The organism is Microvirga sp. P4_G7 (assembly GCF_056401005.1).
The window spans coordinates 1-1032 of the sequence record NZ_JBFUKD010000986.1 but is presented as its reverse complement, the minus strand read 5'-3'; the positions used below and the strand labels follow the sequence as shown (position 1 = coordinate 1032).

Here is a 1032-nt window from a genome sequence, read left to right as displayed (position 1 = left end):
GTCAGGGTCATATCGATGGCAACGTTGCGGTTGTCGTCGATGTCGACCCGGTAGATCAGCCCGAGCTCGTAGATGTCCACGGGGATTTCCGGGTCGTAGACAGTCTTCAGGGCCGCGACGATATCGTCCGTCATGCGGTCGAGTTCTTCCGGAGGAAGGGCGGGACCCGGCGAGTTCTGCGCCCCTTTCAGGGCTGCGTCATGGGGAGGGGTTTGATCGTTCACAGACTTGATCCTCACGCGAACAGGGTTTCCGCCTTCTGCAAGGCTTCGACGAGTTTATCGATTTCCGCGGTCGTGTTGTAGAGCCCGATCGACGCGCGGCAGGTCGACGTCGTTCCGAAGCGCTCCAGCAGCGGCATGGCGCAATGGGTTCCGGCACGCACGGCGACGCCCTGACGATCGATGATCGTCGCGACGTCGTGAGCGTGGGCGCCCTTCATCTCGAATGCGATGATCCCGCCCTTGCCCTTGGCGCGGCCGATGATCCGCAGGGAATTCATGGCTCCGAGCTGCTGATGAGCATAGGTCGACAGGGCCTCCTCATGCGCACGGATACGGTCTCGCCCGAGCTCCATCATGAACCGCACAGCTGCGCCCAAGCCGACTGCCTCGATGATGGCCGGCGTGCCCGCCTCGAAGCGGTGCGGGGGGTCGTTGTAGGTGATGGCGTCCTGCCGGACTTCACGGATCATCTCGCCGCCGCCCTGATACGGCGGCATCTTCTCGAGCCATTCCCGCTTGCCGTAGAGAACGCCGATGCCGGTCGGACCGTAGACCTTGTGACCGGTCAGAACGTAGAAGTCCGCATCGAGATCGCGCACGTCGACGTCGAGATGAACCGCCCCCTGTGCGCCATCGACGAGAACCGGAACGCCATGGTCATGCGCGATCCGGATGATCTCCTTCATCGGCGTCACGGTGCCGAGGACGTTCGACATGTGCGTGATGGCGACGATCTTCGTGCGCGGCGTAATGAGCTTCTCGAACTCCTCGATGAGGAAGTTGCCTTCGTCGTCGACCGGCGCCCACT

At 62.8% G+C, this 1032-nt stretch carries 2 protein-coding genes; both read right to left on the bottom strand.

Features of this window, described 5'->3' with window-relative positions; translation table 11 throughout:
• Window positions 1-191 (bottom strand): iron-sulfur cluster assembly protein (locus AC1DT3_RS22415; RefSeq protein WP_477467374.1); only part of this gene is annotated, 191 nt, incomplete at its 3' end.
• Window positions 192-235: 44 nt separating this feature from the next.
• Window positions 236-1032: cysteine desulfurase (locus AC1DT3_RS22410; protein ID WP_477467373.1), on the bottom strand; the 797-nt coding region annotated here is incomplete at its 5' end.